20 protein-coding genes are annotated in these 17,561 nt (G+C 31.4%); 14 read left to right on the top strand and 6 right to left on the bottom strand.

All coding sequences use genetic code 11. The features are described from left to right. The first annotated feature begins 56 nt into the window (after positions 1-56). The 7 genes from mnmG to HMPREF2647_RS08870 all read left to right on the top strand — a co-directional run bounded on the left by mnmG (position 57) and on the right by HMPREF2647_RS08870 (position 5,995). Positions 57-1,934 (top strand): tRNA uridine-5-carboxymethylaminomethyl(34) synthesis enzyme MnmG, encoded by a 1,878-nt coding sequence (gene mnmG / locus HMPREF2647_RS08900; protein ID WP_070859962.1) that lies wholly within the window; start codon positions 57-59, stop codon positions 1,932-1,934. Then, a complete protein-coding gene (gene rsmG / locus HMPREF2647_RS08895; RefSeq protein WP_048762524.1) occupies positions 1,934-2,656 on the top strand; it encodes a 16S rRNA (guanine(527)-N(7))-methyltransferase RsmG in 723 nt (240 codons plus the stop codon). Before mnmG ends, rsmG begins: the two co-directional genes overlap by 1 nt. A gap of 53 nt (positions 2,657-2,709) precedes the next feature. Further along, positions 2,710-3,549 carry a nucleoid occlusion protein gene (gene noc, locus HMPREF2647_RS08890; protein ID WP_017175627.1) on the top strand — a complete coding sequence of 280 codons (840 nt, stop codon included), beginning with the start codon at positions 2,710-2,712 and terminating at the stop codon, positions 3,547-3,549. A 170-nt stretch (positions 3,550-3,719) separates the two neighbouring features. Next, positions 3,720-4,082 (top strand): DUF3147 family protein, encoded by a 363-nt coding sequence (locus HMPREF2647_RS08885; protein WP_070859961.1) that lies wholly within the window; start codon positions 3,720-3,722, stop codon positions 4,080-4,082. Positions 4,083-4,100: 18 nt separating this feature from the next. After that, entirely contained in the window at positions 4,101-4,496 is a 396-nt protein-coding gene (locus HMPREF2647_RS08880; protein WP_017175629.1) for a DUF3147 family protein, read from the top strand. Continuing rightward, the gene (locus HMPREF2647_RS08875; RefSeq protein WP_017175630.1) at positions 4,462-5,004 is read left to right on the top strand and encodes a TetR/AcrR family transcriptional regulator; all 543 of its coding nucleotides are present in this window, start codon (positions 4,462-4,464) and stop codon (positions 5,002-5,004) included. The genes HMPREF2647_RS08880 and HMPREF2647_RS08875 overlap by 35 nt, the downstream gene beginning before the upstream one ends. Positions 5,005-5,419: 415 nt before the next feature. Continuing rightward, positions 5,420-5,995, top strand: coding sequence for a helix-turn-helix transcriptional regulator (locus HMPREF2647_RS08870; protein WP_017175631.1), 576 nt, complete (start codon positions 5,420-5,422; stop codon positions 5,993-5,995). Positions 5,996-6,037: 42 nt separating this feature from the next. On the opposite strand, the gene HMPREF2647_RS08865 is transcribed toward HMPREF2647_RS08870, so the two are convergent. From HMPREF2647_RS08865 to HMPREF2647_RS08850, 4 genes are read right to left on the bottom strand one after another with little or no spacing between them, the layout of a single operon-like run. After that, positions 6,038-6,229: a VraH family peptide resistance protein gene (locus tag HMPREF2647_RS08865; protein WP_017175632.1), complete on the bottom strand. Its 192-nt coding sequence runs from the start codon at positions 6,227-6,229 to the stop codon at positions 6,038-6,040. 26 nt (positions 6,230-6,255) lie between these two features. Beyond that, positions 6,256-8,136, bottom strand: coding sequence for an FtsX-like permease family protein (locus HMPREF2647_RS08860; protein ID WP_017175633.1), 1,881 nt, complete (start codon positions 8,134-8,136; stop codon positions 6,256-6,258). Beyond that, positions 8,126-8,884: an ABC transporter ATP-binding protein gene (locus HMPREF2647_RS08855; protein WP_017175634.1), complete on the bottom strand. Its 759-nt coding sequence runs from the start codon at positions 8,882-8,884 to the stop codon at positions 8,126-8,128. The genes HMPREF2647_RS08860 and HMPREF2647_RS08855 overlap by 11 nt, the downstream gene beginning before the upstream one ends. Positions 8,885-8,907: 23 nt before the next feature. Then, the gene (locus tag HMPREF2647_RS08850) at positions 8,908-9,315 is read right to left on the bottom strand and encodes a YxeA family protein (RefSeq protein ID WP_037541632.1); all 408 of its coding nucleotides are present in this window, start codon (positions 9,313-9,315) and stop codon (positions 8,908-8,910) included. Between the two features lie 206 nt (positions 9,316-9,521). Here HMPREF2647_RS08850 and lepB point away from each other — a divergent pair, with 206 nt between their 5' ends. Further along, positions 9,522-10,094 carry a signal peptidase I gene (gene lepB / locus HMPREF2647_RS08845; protein WP_017175636.1) on the top strand — a complete coding sequence of 191 codons (573 nt, stop codon included), beginning with the start codon at positions 9,522-9,524 and terminating at the stop codon, positions 10,092-10,094. A 228-nt stretch (positions 10,095-10,322) separates the two neighbouring features. Here the strand turns inward: lepB and HMPREF2647_RS08840 are convergent, their stop codons facing one another. Next, a complete protein-coding gene (locus HMPREF2647_RS08840) occupies positions 10,323-11,897 on the bottom strand; it encodes a BCCT family transporter (protein ID WP_049382452.1) in 1,575 nt (524 codons plus the stop codon). Positions 11,898-12,080: 183 nt separating this feature from the next. Here HMPREF2647_RS08840 and HMPREF2647_RS08835 point away from each other — a divergent pair, with 183 nt between their 5' ends. The 6 genes from HMPREF2647_RS08835 (at position 12,081) to HMPREF2647_RS08810 (ending at position 16,984) form a co-directional block, all read left to right on the top strand. Next, positions 12,081-12,623, top strand: a complete 543-nt coding sequence (locus HMPREF2647_RS08835) for a GNAT family N-acetyltransferase (RefSeq protein ID WP_070859960.1) — start codon at positions 12,081-12,083, stop codon at positions 12,621-12,623. Positions 12,624-13,200: 577 nt separating this feature from the next. Beyond that, positions 13,201-14,313, top strand: coding sequence for a glycerol dehydrogenase (locus HMPREF2647_RS08830; RefSeq protein ID WP_017175656.1), 1,113 nt, complete (start codon positions 13,201-13,203; stop codon positions 14,311-14,313). Between the two features lie 194 nt (positions 14,314-14,507). Next, entirely contained in the window at positions 14,508-15,470 is a 963-nt protein-coding gene (gene dhaK, locus HMPREF2647_RS08825; RefSeq protein WP_070859959.1) for a dihydroxyacetone kinase subunit DhaK, read from the top strand. 31 nt (positions 15,471-15,501) lie between these two features. Beyond that, complete coding sequence (gene dhaL / locus HMPREF2647_RS08820; RefSeq protein ID WP_017175658.1) at positions 15,502-16,083, top strand: dihydroxyacetone kinase subunit DhaL; 582 nt, start codon at positions 15,502-15,504, stop codon at positions 16,081-16,083. Continuing rightward, positions 16,080-16,454 carry a dihydroxyacetone kinase phosphoryl donor subunit DhaM gene (dhaM, locus tag HMPREF2647_RS08815; RefSeq protein WP_017175659.1) on the top strand — a complete coding sequence of 125 codons (375 nt, stop codon included), beginning with the start codon at positions 16,080-16,082 and terminating at the stop codon, positions 16,452-16,454. Before dhaL ends, dhaM begins: the two co-directional genes overlap by 4 nt. A 200-nt stretch (positions 16,455-16,654) precedes the next feature. Beyond that, a complete protein-coding gene (locus HMPREF2647_RS08810) occupies positions 16,655-16,984 on the top strand; it encodes a hypothetical protein (RefSeq protein WP_017175660.1) in 330 nt (109 codons plus the stop codon). Between the two features lie 75 nt (positions 16,985-17,059). On the opposite strand, the gene HMPREF2647_RS08805 is transcribed toward HMPREF2647_RS08810, so the two are convergent. Next, positions 17,060-17,419 (bottom strand): magnetosome magnetite crystal formation protein family, encoded by a 360-nt coding sequence (locus HMPREF2647_RS08805; protein WP_029376801.1) that lies wholly within the window; start codon positions 17,417-17,419, stop codon positions 17,060-17,062. Positions 17,420-17,561 lie beyond the last annotated feature (142 nt).

Genomic DNA, 17,561 nt, shown 5'->3' with positions numbered 1-17,561 from the left:
GTCAGTAGTCTAAAATGAATAATAATAATTAAGGAAAAAATAGGGAGGTCAATTCAATGGTTCAAGAATATGACGTAATTGTTATTGGTGCCGGTCACGCTGGAATTGAAGCGGGATTAGCTTCAGCAAGACGTGGTGCTAAAACGTTAATGTTAACCATTAACTTAGATAATATCGCCTTTATGCCATGTAACCCATCAGTCGGTGGCCCAGCAAAAGGAATAGTAGTACGTGAAATCGACGCATTAGGTGGCCAAATGGCTAAAGCCATTGATAAAACACACATTCAAATGCGTATGCTTAATACTGGTAAAGGTCCAGCAGTTCGTGCATTACGTGCTCAAGCTGATAAAGTGCTTTATCAACAAGAAATGAAACGTGTCATTGAAGATGAAGATAATTTAGATATCATGCAAGGCATGGTAGACGAATTATTGATTGAAAATGATGAAGTTAAAGGTGTACGTACGAATATAGGTACAGAGTATCATGCGAAAGCTGTAGTCATCACGACAGGTACATTTTTACGTGGAGAAATCATTTTAGGTAATATGAAATATTCAAGTGGTCCAAACCATCAACTTCCATCTATTTCATTAGCTGATAATTTAAGAGAACTTGGATTTGAAGTTGTGCGTTTTAAAACAGGTACACCGCCACGTGTGAATTCTAAAACCATCGACTATTCTAAAACTGAGATTCAACCTGGCGATGACGTTGGTCGTGCGTTTAGTTTTGAAACTACCGAATACATTTTAGACCAACTCCCTTGTTGGCTCACGTATACAAATGATCGTACACATAAAGTCATTGATGATAATTTACATTTATCAGCTATGTACTCAGGTATGATTAAAGGTACAGGCCCACGTTATTGTCCATCTATTGAAGATAAATTTGTACGTTTCAATGACAAACCACGTCATCAACTTTTCTTAGAACCAGAAGGACGTAATACGAATGAAGTTTATGTGCAAGGCTTATCAACCAGTCTTCCTGAACATGTTCAACGCCAAATGTTAGCTACTATTCCGGGTCTTGAAAAAGCAGATATGATGCGTGCAGGTTACGCGATTGAATATGATGCGATTGTGCCAACACAATTATGGCCAACATTAGAAACTAAAATGATTAAAAACTTATACACTGCAGGGCAAATTAATGGTACATCTGGTTATGAAGAAGCAGCAGGCCAAGGCATTATGGCAGGTATTAATGCTGCAGGTAACGTATTAGGTACAGGCGAAAAAATTCTAAGTCGTTCAGATGCTTATATTGGTGTCTTAATTGATGATTTAGTAACAAAAGGAACGAATGAGCCTTATCGTTTATTGACTTCTCGTGCTGAATATCGCTTATTATTACGTCATGATAATGCCGACTTACGTTTAACTGATATTGGTTATGACTTAGGCATGATTTCTGAAGAACGTTATGCACGTTTTAATGATAAACGTCAACAAATTCAAGATGAAATTGACCGTTTATCAAATATCCGTATTAAACCAAATGAACATACGCAATCTGTGATTGAAGCTCATGGTGGTTCACGCTTAAAAGATGGTATCTTAGCCATTGATTTATTGCGTCGTCCTGAAATGACGTATGATACAATTTTAGAGATATTAGAAGAAACACATCAGTTACCAAAAGCGGTAGAAGAACAAGTTGAAATTCAAACGAAATATGAAGGTTACATCAATAAATCATTACAACAAGTTGAAAAAGTTAAACGTATGGAAGAAAAGAAAATTCCAGAAGACTTAGATTATAGTAAAGTGGATAGTTTAGCCACTGAAGCACGAGAAAAATTAGCAGAGGTTAAACCATTAAATATTGCGCAAGCATCACGTATTTCAGGTGTTAATCCTGCAGATATTTCTATCTTACTTGTATATTTAGAACAAGGTAAATTACAAAGGGTGAAAAATTAATGAGTGGCATCGAATGGTTAACAAAAGCGTTAAGTGAGCAAGGGATTGAATTAACAGAACAACAACAACAACAATTTCAAACCTATTATCGTTTGCTTGTTGAATGGAATGAAAAAATGAATTTAACAAGTATTACTGATGAGCATGAAGTTTACTTGAAACATTTCTATGATTCTATTACAGCTGGATTTTACTATGATTTTAATCAACCACTAACACTTTGTGATGTAGGGGCTGGTGCTGGATTTCCAAGTATTCCTTTAAAAATTGTTTTTCCAGAATTGAAAGTAACCATTGTCGATTCATTAAATAAACGTATTCAGTTTTTAAATCATTTAGCAGTTGAACTTGGATTAACACAAGTAAGTTTTGTTCATGATCGAGCAGAAACATTTGGTAAAGGTGTCAATAGAGAAACATATGATGTGGTAACAGCACGTGCAGTGGCAAGACTTACTGTTCTAAGTGAGTTATGCTTGCCGTTAGTTAAAAAAGGCGGGCAGTTTATTGCATTAAAGTCTGCAAAAGGTGAAGAAGAATTAGCAGAAGCACAATTTGGTATAAGCATCTTAGGTGGAGAGTTTAGTGATTCTTACACATTTGATTTACCAGAAGATGCAGGTGAAAGACAAATGATTATAGTTGATAAGCGCCGTCAAACACCTAAAAAATATCCTAGAAAACCTGGTACACCTAATAAAGCTCCTTTATTAGAAAATTAATCAATTTTTCGGTTACTCATGTTAAAATTGATTTTAAGAGGAGTGAATGGACAATGAAAAAACCTTTTTCTAAACTATTTGGTTTAAAAAATAAAGAAGACATCGTTGATTATATTGAAGAAAATCGTCATTCAAGTGTGGAATCCATTCAAATAGAGCGTATCGTACCTAACCGTTATCAACCGCGCCAAGTGTTTGATTCAAGTAAAATTACAGAACTTGCTGAGTCGATAGAAGAACATGGGTTATTACAACCCATTGTCGTTCGACCTATAGAAGAGAATATGTATGAAATTATTGCAGGTGAACGACGATTTAGAGCATTACAATCCTTGCATCAATCTAAAGCAGACGTCATTATTCGTCATATGAATGATGAAGAAACTGCTGTAGTGGCCCTTATTGAGAATATCCAACGTGAAAATTTATCTGCAATAGAAGAAGCCGAAGCGTATAAAAAGTTACTTGAAATTGGACAAACCACTCAAAGTGAGTTAGCGCAAAGTCTTGGAAAAAGCCAAAGTTTTATAGCTAATAAATTACGCTTACTTAAATTAGCACCAAAAGTAATTGTACGATTACGTGAAGGTAAAATTACAGAACGCCATGCACGCGCAGTATTATCCTTAAAAGAAGCGGATCAAGAACAATTGATTGAACAAGTTATTGCTCAGAAATTGAATGTCAAACAGACAGAAGCTCGTGTGAAACAAAAATTAGGCCCTGAAAAAGTAAAAGCAAAAACATTCCAATTTTCTAAAGATTTGACACAAGCACGTGATGAAGTTGGTAAGAGTATTCAAGCCATTGAAGACTCGGGTATTCATGTTGAGCATCGTGATAAAGATCACGAGGATTATTATGAAATTAAAATAAAACTATATAAACGTTAATGACTAAAAGAACAGGTAGAATGAATGTTGCATTCAGTATCCTGTTCTTTTTTTGTCACCTATTTTATAATAATGGATTCTTTATTTCATATTTACATAGTTTAAAAATAGAATTACAATATTATTAAACGAAACGTATCGTTTAATAATTAAGGTAAGAAGGGTTTCATGTGTTCGGAATATCAATTTCAAGTGCGATACTTCATTTTGTGATTGGAGGTATCGCTGTTGCCTTTGCATCGATTATGGCTGAGAAAGTAGGAGGAAAAATGGGTGGCATTATTGCGACTATGCCGGCAGTCTACCTAGCAGCTATTATTGCTTTAGCCATAGATCATCGAGGAGAACAGCTGATTCAAATGTCGATACATCTTAGTTCAGGAGCTATAATAGGTATTATTTCTTGCATCATTTCAGTATTTATTACGTCGATTTATATAAATAAACGAGATTATAAAAAAGGTACAGCGTTTGCATTTATTTGTTGGTTAGTCATTTCAATTGCTATTTTTGCGGTACGACACATTTCTTAATATTTGGAGGATTTTTTAATGAAATTAACTTTTATCAAATTTCTCGTGGGTGGTTTAGCTGTTATGTTAAGTTATATTATTTCAGTTATGCTACCTTGGAAAGAATTAGGTGGCGTTTTTGCAACATTACCTGCAGTATTTCTTGTTTCTTTATTTATTACTGGTATGCAACATGGAGATGTCGTTGCCAAACATGTTAGTAGAGGTGCAGTTTTTGGTATGACAGGTGTATTATGTAGTATCTTAGCAACATGGGCAATGTTATATTCTACACATGAGTGGTTACTTAGTATTTTGGTTGGTTTTGTTGTATGGTTTATTAGTGCAGTAATTATCTTTGAAATTGTAGAATTTATTTCACGTTTAAGAAGGAGAAAAGATGGCTGGAAGACCGAAAGATCCAACAATCAATGAAAAAATATTTAAAGAAATTGATCAGTTATTAGAAACTACTTATTTTAGAGATATGACAATAGATCAAATTTCTGAAAATACAGGTGTTTCTAAAGCGACGATTTATAGACGTTGGAAAGATAAATCATCTATTATTGTCGATATGTTTGTCAGTCGAATCCACGTTTTTGAAAATGATTATAAAACGATGTACGATGAATTGTATCATTTTCTAATAAGAGTTATGAATATTTATCAAACTCATTTAGGTCGTGCTGTGATTGAAATATTAATTAGTTATCAACAATCTGAAGCACGTGACATATTTATGAAAGGTTATTTTGATAGCAATCGTAAAATATTGAAGACCATTATTTCTAAATATATTGACGAAGCGGACCAAGATTTATTTATTGATTTAATTTTTTCACCGATTTATTTTAATATATTGATTAAACCTAACGTCCTTAATGAAGCTTATATTAAAAAGTTATTAAAAGTAATTTTAGATGCATATAATGTTGAATAGTAAAAATATTGAAACTATAAGAAATTAGAGTATAATTCTTATTCTTATATAACCCGTAGATGATTTTAATCTATGGGTTTTTTATTAATAATCAGTATTATACGATTTCGCTTTCCTAGGGGATAGTTTCAGTTTATGTCAACTCAAAGTCTTTTCATGTTTATTTATGATTAAGGTCTCAATCTTTAATTTGTCCTACCCCTTTAGGAGTTTCATTACCAATACTTTGCTTATATTTGTTCTAAAGATCCTAAAATATTGCAATACACTAAAATGTAAAACATTTTTTACACTAAAACTAAGATAATGTAAAAGAAAATTGATAGATTTTTATTAGAAAAAACGTTTTTATAAATATAGTATTATGATTTTAAAAATTAAATAAAAATAGTTTAATTTATAACGAGGTGAATGAATGGATATCGGTCAACAAATAAGAAAATATCGAGAAAGAGATGAATATTCTCAAGAATACTTAGCGGAAAAATTATATGTTTCTAGACAGACAATATCAAATTGGGAAAATGAAAAGAGTTATCCAGATATTCATAATTTACTAGTAATGTGTGAGTTGTTTGATATCTCACTAGATGATTTAGTTAGAGGAGATTTAAATTCAAATAAACAAGAATCTATAAAAAGAAAAATGAACATTTGGTCGTTAGTTATGATTATTGGATTTACTTTGTCTTCTATACTTATAGGTCCTCTCTTATATTATTTTAATTCATGGGGATTTATAATAATTGCTATTCTTTTTTTAATTAGCTTTTATAGTGGTACTCAAATAGATAAAATTAAATATAAATATAATTTAGATAACTACGATAGAATAGTAGCTTTTATGAATGGTAAAGATCCAAACGAAGTAAAATCTAGTGAAAAAAGGAATATATTTACTAGTATATTATCTTTTATTTTTATAGTGGGTTTATTTTTATGTATGTGTTATTTGAGTATATATTTAACAGAGATATTTTTGAAATATTAATGAAAAAGAAGCTCAATTCATTTTGAGCTTCTTTTTTTAATTCTAATGTTTGTTTTCTTCGTATCTTTTCAAAATATAGCCACCGCCAAGTAAGCCTACCGGCACACCAATAAATGGCGTTGTAATACTACTAGCAACTAATACTATCAGAGCTAACATGATACCATTAAACCAATTTACTTTTAAACTTAATAAGTCGTAATATGCGTGTTGAATCATTTCTTTAATAGTCATTTTAACATGTCCTTTCCATCTATTATTTAAATGGCATCTTTAATGATGCGTTCTGAATGAATGAACGAAATAACTGCAAATATCAGATATACAAGTGAATAGATAACCATGACAATGAAGATAGGTGTCAATGTATAATTACCTATTAACATCATAAATGCGTTTGCTGCAAAAAAGGCATGGAGTAAAGAAACCACTAATGGTAAACCGAAATTGAATATAATCTTTAAAGCTAGTCCTTTTATCATATCTGTATTCGTAAAACCAATACGTCGCAGAATACGATAATGGTTTATTTCATCTTCAGTTTCATCCATTTGTTTAATATAAATAATGCAACCAGCTGCCACTAAAAATGCAAGACCTAAGAAAGAAGTGACAAATATAAGAATGCCATTACTTTCATCAATTGCTTTTTTGTTTTCACTTTTTAAAACTACATTTTGTTTTCCTTTTTTAGCTAATGTTTCAGCTTTTGAAAGATCGCTATGATGCTTAATATTAAAACCATAATGATGTGTAAGTTGATTTTTTGTTTTTAAAGCATTATAGTTATCTGCGCTGATTTTAAGTACTGGTCCACCCAATGAAGCATCCATTGGAATGATTTCATTTAAATCTTTTTTATCTACATAAAATGTCTTTACTTGTTGCCCTTTTAGTTTTAAATCTTTATGGATTTGAACATTAAACATCATTGAAAGTGGACCTTGTAAATTTGTAATTGTAGCGTGATTACCTTTGATATGAGGATCAGCCATAATCGATATACTTTCATTTTGCATTGCGTTACCCGTTTTACTTTTAATTACATCATTTTCAATAATATGGGTATTGGCATTTTCATACGTTTTTTTTGTATATGGTATACCGTGTTGGTTAAGTTGATGTTCAAATTGTTGGGCCATCTTTACTTTAGTAAAGTTAATATCTTGAGGTGACGATGATTGAATATTAAAGTCAGCATTTGCTTTACTAATTGCTCCGAAACACAAGATTGTTACTGTAACTGCTGAAATGACTGTAATAATAGTTAAAGACATCGCATTTTTCTTCATTCTATACATAATCGAAGATGTAAAGACGACATCAGTGATAGAGACACGACCCTGTTTTGATTTTTTTAAAGATTTAAAAATAATTGAAACTGAACTTCTGAAAAATAAATATGCGCCTGCTACAGTTAAGAATAAAATAATAAACGGCGTTAATAAGGCCATCGTTAATTCTTGAAATTTACCAAACATTTCTGTAGACATATAATAACCTAACATCATCATTATGAGTCCAAGAATACCAGCAATACATTCTGGCATGGTGATTTTCGCTTTTACTGCCTCTGTTTTCATACTGTCTTTCATCATAGAAAGTATGGTTCTTCGTTTTAAAAAGATAGCATCTTCTAACATAATTAAAATAAACGCTAACATTAGCATGATTATTGTTTGAATTAAAGCAGCTACTTCAAATCCTATAGATGCATGAATGTGTAAATGCATCAGTTTTATTAATATTGAAAGCAATAATTTTGAACCTAAAATACCAATAATAACGCCAATAATGCCTGTACTAATAAATAAAGTGATTTGTTCGATAGCAAGCATTCTAAGAATGTTACCACGTGTTAGTCCAATGAGTTCGAATAATGCAAATTCGCGTGTGCGACGTTTAATAAATAGATGGTTCGCATACATTAAGAAAATGATAATCGTAATGAATAAAAAAACTGAACCAACTTTTGCACCTTGATTGATTATTTTTGATGAACCATTATTTAAGCTATGTGTGTATTGTAATGTGACAAAACTAAAATATAAGATGATACTTAAGATTAATGAAAAAAGATATAATATATAATGTTTGATATTACCTTTTAAATTCTTTAATGTAATTTGATTAAACGTCATTTGCCACACCACCTAGGGCTGATTGTAATTGAATGATTTCATTATAAAATTTAGATTTTGTTTTACTTTGTTGATGAATGTCTGAATGAATATCGCCATCTTTTAACATAATGACACGTTGTGCAAAACTTGCTGCTGAAGGATCATGGGTAACCATAATAATCGTACTATTAAATTGTTTGTTCATATCTTCTAAGCGATGAAGTAAATCTTGTGCACTTTTTGAATCAAGTGCACCTGTTGGTTCGTCTGCAAAAATGATGGATGGTTGATGTACAAAAGCACGTGCAGCAGCTGTACGTTGTTGTTGACCTCCAGAAATTTCACTAGGATATTTATCACTTAAATCATAAATACCAAGTGCCTCTGTGACGTCTTGATAGTTTTTTTCCATTTCATCTTTTTTCATTTTTTGGACAGATAATGGCAACATAATATTTTCTTTAACTGTTAATGTAGGTAAAACGCTATAATCTTGGAAAATAAAACCAAGTTCTTTCTTACGAAATTGTGCTAATTTTTTATTAGATAACTGGTTTATCTCATTGCCACTGATTTCTACAGTACCGCCTGAAATGCTATCAATTGAACTGATAACATTAAGGAGGGTTGTCTTACCTGAACCAGATGGTCCCATAATTGCAACGAATTCTCCTTTATCGACTGAAAAGTTAATATCGTGTAGTGCTTTAAATTTTTGTTTCGTTCCATAAATTTTTGATACATGATTAACGTTTAAAATAGGCATGATTATCATACTCCTTGTAAGTTTTATAATTTTTCTTTCGCTTTAGTTGGAATGTCTGATTGTTTTACTTCTTTATATGATGTAATTGTGTGAGATTTTTCGCTTACAACTAAGTAATGATGTTGTTTTAATTTTTTAGACGCTGTATAATCAATGTTTTTAGCTTTACCATCTTTGGTGTAACCTGTTTGATTGTAATGGTAGATATAGAAGTCTTTTTCCTTATCAACGACTTCCACTTTTGATGGTTTTTGAGTCTTAACATAATACTCATGCGTTGGTGCTAAGGGATTTAGTTTATTCCAATCATTGATAGAACGATTGTTAGGATGTTGGTCTGAATATGCGTTTAATCCAAATAAACCACCTATAATGACTACAATAATGACAAGAATAGTTAATATGATTCTTAATAATAATTTCAATCTCATCACTCCTTATCTCTATTACACTTCTTATTTTAAAAGGGTGAATGAAGCGGTGCCTTTATCTAACCTTACAAAGTAAGAGGTGTATCTTACGAATGTGAAAGATTTAAATAAAAATCAGTCGTAAGAAGAATGAAACGTGTTTGAAAAGTATGTATGATAGAGTAGAAGTAATCGAGAATAAGAAAAGATGATAGGCGGGATGAAATGTGAAACGAGAAATCATGGAGTGGGTTATATCCATTGTAGTGGGGCTACTGGTTGTTATTGTAGTAACAAAGTTTATTGGCGAATCTTATACAGTATCTGGATCTTCAATGCATCCAACGTTTCAAGATCGCAATAAAGTGATTGTAAGTAAAATTTCTAAATCTATGAATCACATTGATAATGGTGATGTCGTTGTATTTCATGAAGATTCAAAACGTGATTTTATTAAACGTGTGATTGGCACACCAGGGGATACAGTAGAATATAAGGGAGACCAATTATATGTAAATAATAAAAAAGTGTCTGAACCGTATTTAGATTACAATAAGAAACATAAACAAGGTCAATATTTAACAGGCTCATTTAAATCAAGTCAAATTAAAGGTTCAAATGGTGAAATGAAACTTCCTAAAGATAAATATTTAGTTTTAGGAGATAATAGACAAAATAGTATAGATAGCCGATTTGATGTTGTAGGTCTAGTAGATAAAAAACAACTTGTAGGTAAAGTCGTTTGGAGATATTGGCCATTTAATGAATGGAAAACTAACTTCAATCCAGGAACATTTTAAAAATAAAGTCACAACGAATGTCTTCAATTCGCTGTGACCTTTTATTTTATAGTAGAGTTTTTATCCTATACAAACTACAAGAGTAAATAGAATTTATTTTGAATTTGTCGTCCCCAAAAAAGAGAACTAAGCTTGAAAAAAGCTTGCGACAAATGCATTTTTCAATTCAATCATCGACTACTAATATATATAAAACCGGAGACATTTAATGATGTCTCCGGTTCTGTCCTATTTCATTTTAGATTGTTGGTTTGTGTTATGTTTAATATAGTCCTTTTTACGTTGATGATCAGGTTGTAAGGTTAAACCTAAGAATTTTCTTTCTTGATTTGCATCTTTGAAAAATGAAATCATCATTAAAATAACAACAAAACTAAATGGTAATGCTGAAATAATAGCAGCTGATTGCAGAGCATCTAGACCTGTCGATCCACCAGATAGTAAAAGTACGTAGGCAATCGCTGATAACATGACGCCCCAAACAATCTTAACAAAACCGGATGGATTTAAACGACCAAATGATGTTTGCATACCTAATACAAATGTAGCTGAGTCTGCGGATGTAATAAAGAATGAGCCTACTAAGATAATAGCGATAAACGATAAAATTGCACCCATAGGCATCTCATTGAAAATACCAAATAATTGTGTTTCAGGTGGCATACTAAAGATATGTTTAGATTGCTTACCAATTTCAATACCAGTAATACCGAAGGCTGTAAACCATAGCATACTAATAATTGTAGGAACGCCTAATACTGCGATAACGAATTCACGAATCGAACGACCTTTTGAAATACGGGCAATGAAGATACCTACAAATGGTGACCAACTCATCCACCAGCCCCAATAATAAATCGTCCATGACTGTAACCATTCATGTTTTTGTGAGTTAAGTGGAGCAACATCAAAGCTATTAAAAATAAGTGTATTCAAATATTCACCAATTGAGGATGTAAACATATTCATAATTAAAATTGTAGGACCTACAATTAGAGTAATAATAAGTAACATCGCAGCTAAAAGCATATTTAAATTACTTAAATACTGAATACCTTTGCTTAAACCACTCCAAGCACTAATTAAGAATAAAACTGTAACAATAAGAATAATAATGCCTTGAATAAGTTTATTGTTTGGCACTCCAAATAAATAATTTAAACCACCGTTAATTTGCATGGCGCCAACACCAAGTGACACTGCAACCCCAATAATAGTAGCAAAAACGGCTAAAACATCTACAACAGTACCTAATGGACCTTCTACTTTATTTCCGAAAATAGGACGTAATGTACGAGAAATGAGTCCTAAGTCATTTTTTCTAAACTGTGTATATGCAAGAGCTAATGCAACAATACCGTAAACTGCCCAAGGATGTAGTCCATAATGTAAGAAACTTGAACGCATGGCTTCAGCTAGAGCAGCTTCTGTTTCTTTACTCGCTGTTGGTGGCGATAGATAATGTGAAATGGGCTCAGAAGATCCATAGAATACAAGTCCAATACCCATACCTGCACTAAATAGCATTGTTAACCATGAAATGGTATTAAATTCTGGTTTATCATCAGGTTTTCCTAACTTAAGCTTTCCAATTGGATGAAAAATAAGTGTGATACAAAATATCAGAATAATGCTAATAAGTAGCATATAGTACCAACCAAACGTTTCTGTAATAAAACTTCCGATTGCTCCAGAAATTGAACCAAATTGATTAGGGAAGATGGCTCCAATAATTACCAGTAACCCTACAATAACTGAAGCAAAAATAAATACATTTGAAAACTGTTTAGATTTGTTTTCCATGTATTTAACTCCTTTCAAATTTAATAAAACAGATGTATAAAAGCTTAACATATATCGTTAAAAGAATAATGAATAAGTTTAAAATTTTACAAATATTTAATAAGTTTATGTTTTTAATGTATGTAATTATGTTATTATACTTATAATTTATCGAATATTTTGAAAATATAGGAGGTTTTAATTATGTTTGGATATCAAATTAATGACCACTTAAAATTAAAAATATTAGAAGAACGAGAAGCGGATCAACTTTTTAAATTAGTAGATAGTAATCGTGAGTCTCTAGGGGAGTTCTTGCCATTTGTAGCGTACACAACTGAGGTTGAACACAGTAAGAAGTTTATTCATTCGGCCTTACAACAATTTGCGCGTGGAGATGGATTCCATTGTGGCATTTGGTATGACCAAAAACTTGTAGGAGTCATTGGCTTACATTATTTAGACTTGGTTAACAAACGCACGTCGATTGGTTATTATTTAGCTGAAGATTTCCAAAAGAAAGGCATCATGACTAGATGCACTAAAGCACTTATTCAATATGTATATGAAGAATATGATATTAATCGAATCGAAATACGAATGTCTACTAAAAATAAGAAAAGTCGAGCTATACCAATAAGACTTGGATTCACACAAGAAGGTATATTGAGAAGTGATGAACGTGTACAAGGGAAATTCTCAAATAGTTATGTGTATAGTTTGCTTAGAGAAGAATATGATGATTAATTCTATTGTAAATACACATTCAAATTTATCTTCAAGACGATTTTATAATTATTTTTTAAGTAATCAATAAACGTATGATATCCACTTATAGATTCATTCCGAACATAATAGAGAATAGAATCATCTCTTTCTATTTTAAGCTTATTGTTTAGTAAACCTATATATAATAAATTAAAAAAACCACTTTCAATTTACGCTCCAGAATAAATTGAAAGTGGTTAAAATTTTTATGTTAGATTAAGAGTAATACAAGCATAGGATAACACAATAAAACCTATTGTAAAGATAGAGTCAATTATAGGTTATAAATTATAATATTACAATATTTAAGTTTTAAAGTGATAATTTAATGAAGTTTTAGCTAATATGTGGACAATTATATTTAATAGATTAATAATGGAAGTGTAGAGAGAAATCAATTTTTTAAGCAACTTAATCTTTCTTTTGATTCTTATTTTTCGTATTGTAATGGTAAATACGCTAATATGTATTTTCTATATCATATATTTGTGAGCGTAATTTACTGAAGAGTTATTAAATGATGCAGTATAAATATTTATTATGGAGGGAAAGCTCTATGGCAAAAATTATTTATCAATCTCCAGGAAGATATGTACAAGGAAAAGGAGTTATCGAATCTATCGCAGATGAAACACAACGTTTAGGTTCACATGCATTAATAATCTCAGATGAAGTTGTTTGGAATATAACTAAAGATCAAATTGATCAAAGTTTTTCAAATAATTCAGAAGTTAATTATGATTACGAAACATTTAAAGGCGAATCTTCAGAAAATGAAATTAATCGTATCGTTGATGAAGCTAAGACAAAAGGCATAGATGTAGTCATTGGTTTAGGTGGTGGAAAGGCACTTGATACAGGTAAAGCAGTAGCCAATGCTTTAAATGCAAGTGTTATCGATTTCGCTTCTACTGCATCAATGGATGCACCTACGGCAGCCGTATCTGTTATTTATGATGATAATGGCGTATTTAGTGGTTATGAATTTTACCCTAAGAATCCTGATACAGTAATGGTGGATTCACAAATTGTTGCGCAAGCGCCTGTACGTTTATTTGCTTCAGGGATGAGTGATGGATTAGCTACTTTAGTTGAGGTAGAATCTACGTTACGTAGACAAGGAAAAAATATGTTTAGTGGAAAACCATCATTAGCTAGCTTAGCGATTGCGCAGAAATGTGAAGAAGTAATTTTTGAATATGGACATAGTGCATATGAAGCAATTAAAAATCATATTGTATCTCCACAAGTTGAAGCAGTGATTGAAGCGAACACATTACTTTCAGGTTTAGGATTTGAAAATGGAGGACTTGCAGCTGCTCATGCAATTCATAATGGTTTTACAGCACTTGAAGGCGATATTCATCATTTAACGCATGGTGAAAAAGTGGCCTATGGTATTTTAGTCCAATTAGTATTGGAAAATGCGCCAACAGAAAAATTTGTAAAATATCAACAATTTTTAAGTAGTATCCATATGCCAACGACTTTAGAAGAACTCCACATTGCCGATAAAAGTTATGAAGATTTGGTTCGCGTAGGTGAGCGTGCTTTAGAACCAAATGATACTTTTGCAAATTTAAGTGATAAGTTAAATGCAGATGACATTGCAGACGCTATTTTAACAGTAAGTGAATTATCTAAAAGTACGTTGAATTCCAAAGGTTAATTTTCGTAAAGAAGATAACTAAGAATAGATAAGTAATTAGAAGGATAAAGATAAAACTTATGTCTTTATCCTTTTTTGAAAGAGTATTTTTATATTTACTAATATGAAAATTCCAAGTTTAAATAAAGAAAATGATGTTGATATTTAATCTTAGATAAACTTACTTTGAATATGCCAAAAGGAGTCGCTTTTTGATGAAAAAATTAATTAAAGAAAAAAATAATATTTTAACAGACATGTTAGAGGGTCTCGCTTTAACGAATGATAATATTGAAATTATTTCAGAAACAGTTGTTGTTAAAAAAAATAAAAAAAATTCAGGAGTTGCCTTGGTATCAGGCGGTGGTAGTGGTCATGAACCAGCACATGCGGGTTATGTAGCTAATGGTATGCTTGATGCGGCAGTATGTGGTGAAGTTTTTACATCTCCGACTCCAGATAAAATTTTAGATGCTATTAAAGCAGTCAATACAGGCGACGGTGTATTATTAATCGTTAAAAATTATGCTGGAGACGTTATGAACTTTGAGATGGCTCAAGAAATGGCACAAATGGAAGATATTAAAGTTGAACGTGTCATTGTGAATGATGATATTGCTGTTTCAGATGTAGAAAAACGTCGTGGCGTGGCTGGTACGGTATTCGTTCATAAATATGCAGGTTATTTAGCGGACCAAGGCCTATCTTTAAAAGATATTAAAAACAAAATTGAAGCGTTTATTCCTAAAATTAAAAGTATTGGGATGGCGCTTACTTCACCAATGGTGCCAACAACTGGGAAATATAGTTTCGATATTGATGATAATGAAATGGAAATAGGTATCGGCATTCATGGTGAAAAAGGGTTACACCGTGAAGCGATTCAATCGGTTGATGTTATTATTGAGCGTTTACTAGATGAGTTGTTAAAAGAAGTGAAAGATCAATCATTAATTGTTATGGTAAATGGTATGGGAGGCACGCCTTTATCTGAATTAAGTATTGTGGCGAAGTATTTAAATCAACAATTCCAAGAACATGACATAGCTGCTAAACAATGGTTTGTTGGTGATTATATGACATCACTTGATATGCAAGGTTTCTCCATTACAGTGGTTCCTTATAGTGAAGAAATAGAAAAAGGTCTTTTAGCTCCAACAACAAGTCGTTATTTTTAAATAAAAATAGAGATAATGAGGTGACTTTTCAATGAATGTACAAGACATGAAAACAAGACTACTTAGTTTAGTTGAAACTTTTAAAGAAAAAGAAAGTGAATTAACTGATTTAGATCGTGCCATTGGTGATGGCGACCATGGAGTGAATATGGTCAGAGGATTTGAAGCGTTAGAACAAGGTCTGGATGACACAGATATGAAGTCATTATTTAAATCAACAGGAATGACATTAATGTCTAAAGTGGGCGGTGCCTCAGGTCCTTTATACGGTTTTAGCTTTGTTAAAATGGCAAATGTCGTTAAAGATGATATTGACAAAGAAAATTTAAAAGAGATGATTGCTGCTTTTTCAGAAGCCGTTAAACAACGTGGAAAAGTAGAATTAAATGAAAAAACGATGTATGACGTAATTGAACGTACAAGAGAAGCATTAGATAATGATGAAAACATTGATTTTAACACATTACAATCATATGCTGATGAAACTAAAAACATGATAGCTACGAAAGGACGAGCATCATATTTTAAAGAAGATTCAAAAGGTTATATCGATCCAGGTGCTCAAAGTAGTGTTTACATTTTAAATGCGATGATAGGAGGAGAGGTAGAATGACTTCAATAGTAATTGTGAGTCACAGTTATAAAATTGCTGAAGGTGTCAAAGATTTAAATTTACAAATGACAGATAATGACGTCAATATTATTGATGTTGGTGGCTTAGATGATAAAGGGATTGGCACATCTTTCGATCGTATTCTTTCAGTCATAAATGAATTAGATGATGATGCAATATGTTTTTATGATATAGGGTCTGCTGGGATGAACCTTGATATGGCAATCGAAATGTATGAAGGCTCTCATCGTATTGAAAAAATGGAGGCGCCCGTCGTAGAAGGTAGTTTTATCGCGAGTGTGGCACTTAAATCGAATATGACGATGGATGAAACTATCGCAGAAGTCAAAGAACAATTAAAAAATGATTAAGTGAATATATTATGAGGTCAAAGATGTGTAGAGGTCTTTGTCCTCTTTTTTTATTAATTTAAACTGCAGTGATTGAATGTCAATGTTCATAGTGGTTTTATATAATAAATAAATTATCTTTCAAGTTTTTTGAAATACACATTATAAATGAAAACTAAAATAAAAATTACTATAATATAGCAATAGAAAGGATTAAAAAGATGGCTAGAAAATATAATGCGATTAAATACGTCATTAAGAAAAATAATGACGATCTTGAATTATATGGATTAAGATTGTATGAGTTTAATATAAAGGATGGAAAAGCTATAAATATTAGCCAACCGATTTTTGTGAATAGAGATATTTTAATTGATAAAATACAAGATGGTGAAGCATTTACTCGTGCCTTTAGAGTAAGTCAAAATGATTATTATGCAGGCCAATCGATTGCTCTATCGGTTAATAAGCATGGATATATTAATAATAATTTTGAGGTTTCGCGAGATGTGATTAGAAACGTTGAAGAAAGTATCTTAGATTATAAATAAAGTCATCAGTTATAGAAAAGCGTTAAATTAAAAAGGAAGTATAGTACTCCCTTTTTAATTTAATATATAAGTGACTTATTTTTTTAATAAAATTTTAATTCCTCTGATAATGTTGAGGATATATAATATTAAAGCAATTAAAAAGAACACAATAGCAATGATTAAAGCAATAACAAATATTAATAATTGATGATCGAATGGTTTATCAAAGACCTCTTTTGAAAAAATAAATGCCGCTCTACCTATAAAAAAACTGATCCACGTTATAACATGGTTCCCTAATGCTTTTTTACCATGCTCAGACGTTGGCTCTTCCGCAAGTATCCATACCAATAAAGGTAAAATGATAGGTGCAAAAAAGATACTTAAATAACTCAATGCTGATAAAACATAACTATTGTCATTTTTATGCATTTTACTATTTGTATTTTCCACTTTTTTCACCTTCTTTCTCTTTACTTATTATAAAAACATCAATAATAAAATATTACAACAATTAATAGATAAACTTACAACACTGTAAGTATTGAGAAAAGAAAAATATCGTTTGTATACTTTTTCTAAATAAATAACTAAT

This window comes from Staphylococcus sp. HMSC035D11, from assembly GCF_001836075.1.
GTDB classification, from domain to species: Bacteria; Bacillota; Bacilli; order Staphylococcales; family Staphylococcaceae; genus Staphylococcus; species Staphylococcus hominis.
This window is presented reverse-complemented; position numbering and strand designations above follow the sequence as displayed.